This window comes from Shigella sp. FC1661, assembly GCF_001712525.1.
Taxonomy (GTDB): Bacteria; Pseudomonadota; Gammaproteobacteria; order Enterobacterales; family Enterobacteriaceae; genus Escherichia; species Escherichia coli.
Genome location: NZ_MDGW01000131.1, coordinates 1 through 6,335, shown reverse-complemented (window position 1 = coordinate 6,335; position 6,335 = coordinate 1). Strand labels below are relative to the sequence as shown.

The following is a 6,335-nucleotide window of genomic DNA, read 5'->3' as shown; positions in this document are numbered from 1 at the left end:
GTGCGTACCGGGCTGAGAGGCGGTGTAAGTGAACTGTAGTTGCCATGTTTTACGGCAATGAGAGCAGAGATAGCGCTGATGTCCGGCAGTGCTTTTGCCGTTACGCACCACGCCTTCAGTAGCGGAGCAGGAAGGACATCTGATGGAAATGGAAGCCACGCAAGCACCTTAAAATCACCATCATACACTAAATCAGTAAGTTGGCAGCATTACCAAAGCCCACTTCATCTTTCGGTAACTGCACGCCCAACCGTTTATCAATAATGGTTAACGCTTCTTCCCCTAGCTGGAACTCTTTCGGGTAAAGCCGCTGGATATCCCACAGCAACGGGTTGGGCAGCAACACGTTTTGCTGAAAGCGTTTAATCGCAAACTGGCAATGGTCAGTTAGCGAGATATAAATACTGTCCTGTAATTTTCCCAAGCGCTCCTGCGCTAAAGAGATAATACGATCACAGGTTGCCATCACCTCAAGAGGAATATGACTTAAGAGTTCGCTTAATCGCCCGTTCAGTTCATGACTGCTCAAGGCATACTCTTTTTCTATTCCACTTGAGTTAATTCTTTCGCCAGCGCGTTTTTGAAAGCCAATTCCTCGCCCCATGACGACTTTTTCCCGCTGTTGATCATCAATAACCACCACAACATTATTGTTGAGAATTTTGGTGATTTGCATGTTCATAGCAAGGACCTTTTTTATAAACAAAAAAAACCGACTTCACCAGTATTCTCTGGTTATGTCAGGTTTTGCCTGCGAATGCAGTAACAATCCAGTCATTTATTAATGGTTTTTATAACGAACATCCAGGTTCGGAAATTAATTTAATTGCGTGCAGAGAAAATAGCAATGCGCTATTGATAAAAATATGACCATGCTCGCAGTTATTAACTTTGTGTAATTTTAGGAATTTATAAAGTTATATATAACAAATCCCAATAATTAAGTTATTGGGATTTGTCTGGTGAATTATTTGTCGCTATCTTTTCCCGCCAGCAGTTTATCCAGCTCATCACCGCCTACATGACGGAAATCCTGCCCCTTCACGTAGTAGAAGATAAACTCACAAATATTCTGGCAGCGGTCGCCAATACGTTCGATAGAACGCGCGCAGAACAGCGCAGTAAGTACGCTCGGAATGGTACGCGAATCTTCCATCATGTAGGTCATCAGTTGACGAACAATACCTTCGTATTCCTGATCGACTTTTTTATCTTCACGATAAATACGTACCGCTTCGTCAATGTCCATCCGCGCGAACGCGTCCAGCACGTCGTGCAGCATCTGGATGGTATGACGGCCCAGCGACTCCAGACTTACCAGCAACGGCTGATGCTGCTGGGAGAATTTCTCCAGCGCAGTACGGCAGATTTTGTCCGCCACGTCGCCAATACGCTCCAGCTCGGCAATGGTTTTACTGATCACCATAACCAGTCGCAGGTCGCTCGCCGTCGGCTGACGTTTGGCGATAATGCGCACGCAGGCTTCATCGATCGCCACTTCCATCATGTTGACGTTCTTGTCGCCTTCGATCACGCGCTTCGCCAGATCGCTGTCCTGGTTATGCATCGCGGTGATTGCATCAGAAAGCTGCTGCTCCACCATGCCGCCCATGGTCATCACCTGCGTGCGGATACTTTCCAGTTCGGCGTTGAACTGGCCGGAAATATGTTTATTAAGATTGAGACTGTCCATAACGCACTCCTGAATCAACCGTAACGACCGGTGATGTAGTCTTCTGTTTGTTTCTTCGCTGGCTTGGTGAACAGATCGTCCGTGTTGCTGAACTCAATCAATTCGCCCAGGTACATAAACGCCGTGTGGTCGGAACAACGCGCAGCCTGCTGCATGTTGTGGGTGACGATCACCACGGTGTAATCCTGCTTCAGTTCGGTGATCAGCTCTTCAATACGCCCGGTAGAGATAGGGTCGAGCGCCGAACACGGTTCGTCGAGCAGCAGCACTTCCGGGCGAATGGCGATACCACGCGCAATACACAGACGCTGTTGCTGACCACCAGAGAGAGAGTAACCGCTCTGGTGCAATTTATCTTTGGTTTCGTTCCACAATGCGGCTTTGGTCAATGCCCACTGCACGCGCTCGTCCATGTCGGCACGGGAGAGCTTCTCAAACAGACGAACGCCAAAAGCGATGTTGTCGTAGATGGACATCGGAAACGGCGTCGGTTTCTGGAACACCATGCCCACTTTCGCACGCAGCAGTGCGATATCCTGAGAGTTGGTCAGGATGTTGTCGCCATCAAGCAGAATTTCACCTTCCGCACGCTGCTCCGGGTACAGTTCAAACATTTTGTTGAAGGTACGCAGCAGCGTCGATTTACCGCAGCCGGACGGCCCGATAAACGCCGTAACCTGGTTTTTAGCGATATCCAGGTTGATGTTTTTCAGGGCATGGAATTTGCCGTAGTAGAAGTTCAAATTACGAACCTGAATTTTACTCGGGGCAGTTTCAACCATACTCATTGCAATCTTTTCCTCATCGTGCCTGATGCACTTCGCTAATCAGGCTTACCGTAGGCCGGATAAGGCGTTCACGCCGCATCCGGCAAAGTGTTAACCGTGTTTATTCTTCGCAAAAACAACGCGCGCTAGAATGTTCAGCAGCAGTACGCACAGGGTAATAATCAATACCCCGGCCCAGGCCAGTTGTTGCCATTCCGCAAACGGGCTCATCGCAAACTTAAAGATCGTCACCGGCAGGTTGGCGATCGGCTGCATCATGTCCGTGCTCCAGAACTGGTTGGAGAGCGCGGTAAACAGCAGCGGCGCGGTTTCACCAGCAATACGGGCAATCGCCAGCAGGATACCGGTCATGATCCCGGACACCGACGCTTTCAGCGTAATCGCAGAGATCATCTTCCACTTCGGTGTACCCAGCGCATAAGCCGCTTCACGCAGGCTGTCCGGCACCAGTTTCAGCATGTTCTCGGTGGTGCGGATAACAATCGGCACCTGCAACAGCGCCAGGGCAATCACGCCCGCCCAGCCAGAGAAGTGCTCCATCTGCGCCACCACGATGGTGTAAACAAACAGACCAACCACAATCGACGGCGCGGAGAGCAGAATGTCGTTAATGAAGCGAATCACTTCTGCCAGCCAGGATTTACGACCATATTCCGCCAGATAAATCCCCGCCATAATGCCCAGCGGCGTACCGAATACCGTGGCCCACAAAATTAACAGCCCGCTACCCGCCAGGGCGTTCGCCAGACCACCACCTTCCGTATTGGGCGGCGGCGTCATTTCAGTGAACAGCGCCAGCGACATACCGTCGATACCGCGAGTGATGGTGGACATTAAAATCCAGATCAGCCAGAACAGGCCGAAGGCCATCGTCGCCATCGAGAGCGTCAGCGCAATACGGTTTTTGAGGCGGCGACGCGCCTGCATTTTGCGGCGAGATTCAGCCAGCGCCGCAGTGGTTTGGATTTCAACCATAGCCATTAGCGTGCCCCCTCATTCTTAGCCAGGCGCATAATCATAAACTTCGATGCGGCGAGGACGATGAAGGTAATCACAAACAGGATCAGGCCCAGTTCCATCAGTGCGGCAACGTGCAGACCGGATTCCGCTTCCGCAAATTCGTTCGCCAACGCAGAGGTGATACTATTGCCCGGCATGTACAGCGAGGCGCTGTCGAGCTGGTAGGTGTTACCGATGATAAAGGTCACCGCCATGGTTTCACCGAGCGCGCGGCCCAGCCCCAGCATGATGCCGCCGATAACACCATTTTTGGTGAACGGAAGAACGATACGCCAGATAACTTCCCAGGTGGTGCAGCCAATACCGTAGGCCGACTCTTTCATCATCACCGGGGTTTGTTCGAACACATCACGCATTACCGCCGCAATGTACGGAATAATCATGATGGCGAGGATCACGCCTGCCGCGAGGATACCGATACCAAATGCGGGGCCAGAGAACAGCGCGCCAACAATCGGGATATTCGACATGATATTGCCGACCGGCTCCTGAAAGTAAACGGCGAACAGCGGCGCAAAGATAAACAGGCCCCACATGCCGTAAACGATACTTGGAATGGCTGCCAGCAGCTCAATGGCGATACCCAGCGGGCGTTTCAGCCAGCCAGGCGCAAGCTCAGTCAGGAACAGGGCGATACCGAAACTCACCGGGACGGCGATCAGCAGCGCGATAAACGAAGTCACCAACGTACCGTAGATCGGCACCAGCGCCCCGTAGATATCGTTCGGTGCATCCCACTCTTTGGTCCATAGGAAAGCCAGACCAAATTTCTGAATGCTCGGCCAGGAGGAGATGATCAGAGAGACAATAATGCCACCCAACATCAATAGCACAATCAGCGCCGCCAGTTTTACCAGCACGCTGAAAATTATGTCGCCCTTTTTACCCGGTGGGTTAAAAGCAGGCTTGGTTGCAGCCATAAGTTACTCTTCAGTTAAACGCGTTTACAAAGTCATTTTGTAATGCCGGATGCGGCGTAAAACACCGTACCCGGCCTGGAGTTTTATTAGTACAGCGGCTTACCGCTACTGTCTTTAATATTGGTCTTCCACGCAGCGCGAACCTGTTCAACTACACTATCCGGCAGGCTGGCGTAATCCAGGTCGTTCGCCTGTTTAGCCCCGGTTTTGTACGCCCAGTCGAAGAATTTCAGCACTTCTGTGCCTTGTTCTGGTTTCTTCTGATCTTTGTGGATCAGAATGAACGTGGTAGAGGTAATAGGCCATGCATCTTCGCCTTTCTGGTTGGTCAGATCCTGAGCGAAGGTTTTGCTCCAGTCTGCACCTTTTGCTGCATTAGCGAAGTTTTCTTCGGTCGGACTAACCGGTTTACCATCAGCGGAGATCAGTTTGGTGTACGCCAGGTTGTTCTGCTTCGCGTAAGCATATTCAACATAACCAATTGCACCCGGCAGACGCTGAACGAACGCGGCGATACCGTCGTTACCTTTACCGCCCAAACCGATCGGCCATTTTACGGTAGAGCCAGTACCAACGTTGTTTTTCCACTCTTCGTTCACTTTCGCCAGGTAGCTGGTGAAGACGAAGGAAGTCCCGGAGCCATCTGCGCGGCGTACTACAGCAATGTTTTGTGAAGGCAGTTTCAGACCCGGATTCAGTTTGGCGATGGCTTCATCATCCCACTTCTTGATTTTGCCCAGGTAGATGTCGCCGAGGGTTTTACCATCCAGCACCAGTTCGCCAGACTTCAGCCCTGGAATGTTAACCGCCAGCACCACGCCGCCAATCACGGTCGGGAACTGGAACAGACCTTCCTGAGCCAGTTTTTCGTCAGACAGCGGCGCGTCAGAGGCACCAAAATCAACGGTATTAGCGATAATCTGTTTTACGCCACCGGAAGAACCGATACCCTGGTAGTTAACTTTATTACCGGTTTCTTTCTGGTAAGTGTCAGCCCATTTGGCATACACCGGCGCAGGGAAGGTTGCACCTGCACCTGTCAGGCTTGCTTCTGCAAACACAGAGAAAGCGCTCATCGATAAGGTCGCGGCGACAACAGTTGCGACGGTGGTACGCATAACTTTCATAATGTCTCCTGGGAGGATTCATAAAGCATTGTTTGTTGGCTACGAGAAGCAAAATAGGACAAACAGGTGACAGTTATATGTAAGGAATATGACATTTTTATGACAGAAAGGAATTACCAAATAACTTACTGATTTTAAATGTGAAGATGAAAATCCCACATGTCATCTTTTTGTCATGATGCATTTAAAAGTGATAAAGAAATGGGTGAGATGACAACGATGTGATGAACAATCGTTGTCAGACCTATTAGCGCACAATCTCAACAGTTATCGTCGCTGTTGCAGTAAATTGCCCCGGGGCTGGGCGAGCTCCAGTAAGGCTCGCAGGAGCAGCTGAAAAAGTTACACTACCTGATTTTTCACCATACACTGTTGATTTACCCATGTCTGTTGGCAACTCACCACCGTTCACTTTGATTTCCTTATTATTTTTGTCGTAAATTTTTGGTAATGACTCCAACTTATTGATAGTGTTTTATGTTCAGATAATGCCCGATGACTTTGTCATGCAGCTCCACCGATTTTGAGAACGACAGCGACTTCCGTCCCAGCCGTGCCAGGTGCTGCCTCAGATTCAGGTTATGCCGCTCAATTCGCTGCGTATATCGCTTGCTGATTACGTGCAGCTTTCCCTTCAGGCGGGATTCATACAGTGGCCAGCCATCCGTCATCCATATCACCACGTCAAAGGGTGACAGCAAGCTCATAAGACGCCCCAGCGTCGCCATAGTGCGTTCACCGAATACGTGCGCAACAACCGTCTTCCGGAGCCTGTCATACGCGTAAA

General features: G+C 50.5%; 6 protein-coding genes and 3 pseudogenes. All 9 read right to left on the bottom strand.

Translation table 11 applies throughout. The annotated features are described in order from the left end of the window. A partial coding sequence (locus BFF42_RS09285; protein ID WP_032277379.1) for an IS1 family transposase occupies positions 1-159 on the bottom strand: 159 nt, incomplete at its 3' end. A gap of 55 nt (positions 160-214) precedes the next feature. Further along, positions 215-682 (bottom strand): annotated as a pseudogene (gene bglG, locus BFF42_RS09280) (transcriptional antiterminator BglG); the annotation flags it as partial. A 285-nt stretch (positions 683-967) separates the two neighbouring features. After that, positions 968-1,693, bottom strand: coding sequence for a phosphate signaling complex protein PhoU (gene phoU, locus BFF42_RS09275; RefSeq protein WP_000377786.1), 726 nt, complete (start codon positions 1,691-1,693; stop codon positions 968-970). Positions 1,694-1,707: 14 nt separating this feature from the next. Continuing rightward, positions 1,708-2,481: a phosphate ABC transporter ATP-binding protein PstB gene (gene pstB, locus BFF42_RS09270; RefSeq protein WP_000063125.1), complete on the bottom strand. Its 774-nt coding sequence runs from the start codon at positions 2,479-2,481 to the stop codon at positions 1,708-1,710. A 90-nt stretch (positions 2,482-2,571) separates the two neighbouring features. Beyond that, complete coding sequence (pstA, locus tag BFF42_RS09265) at positions 2,572-3,462, bottom strand: phosphate ABC transporter permease PstA (protein ID WP_001251975.1); 891 nt, start codon at positions 3,460-3,462, stop codon at positions 2,572-2,574. After that, positions 3,462-4,421, bottom strand: coding sequence for a phosphate ABC transporter permease PstC (gene pstC / locus BFF42_RS09260; RefSeq protein WP_000741620.1), 960 nt, complete (start codon positions 4,419-4,421; stop codon positions 3,462-3,464). The genes pstA and pstC overlap by 1 nt, the downstream gene beginning before the upstream one ends. A gap of 86 nt (positions 4,422-4,507) precedes the next feature. Further along, positions 4,508-5,548 (bottom strand): phosphate ABC transporter substrate-binding protein PstS, encoded by a 1,041-nt coding sequence (gene pstS, locus BFF42_RS09255; protein WP_000867146.1) that lies wholly within the window; start codon positions 5,546-5,548, stop codon positions 4,508-4,510. Positions 5,549-5,795: 247 nt separating this feature from the next. Continuing rightward, positions 5,796-5,993: pseudogene (locus BFF42_RS09250) on the bottom strand (fimbrial protein); the annotation flags it as partial. A 16-nt stretch (positions 5,994-6,009) separates the two neighbouring features. Beyond that, positions 6,010-6,335 (bottom strand): annotated as a pseudogene (locus BFF42_RS09245) (IS1-like element IS1B family transposase); the annotation flags it as partial.

Excerpts from the sequence above, each read along its gene's own strand:
- phoU (WP_000377786.1), bottom strand. The coding sequence starts at position 1,693 with ATGGACAGTCTCAATCTTAATAAACATATTTCCGGCCAGTTCAACGCC.
- pstB (WP_000063125.1), bottom strand. The coding sequence starts at position 2,481 with ATGAGTATGGTTGAAACTGCCCCGAGTAAAATTCAGGTTCGTAATTTG.
- pstA (WP_001251975.1), bottom strand. The coding sequence starts at position 3,462 with ATGGCTATGGTTGAAATCCAAACCACTGCGGCGCTGGCTGAATCTCGC.
- pstC (WP_000741620.1), bottom strand. The coding sequence starts at position 4,421 with ATGGCTGCAACCAAGCCTGCTTTTAACCCACCGGGTAAAAAGGGCGAC.
- pstS (WP_000867146.1), bottom strand. The coding sequence starts at position 5,548 with ATGAAAGTTATGCGTACCACCGTCGCAACTGTTGTCGCCGCGACCTTA.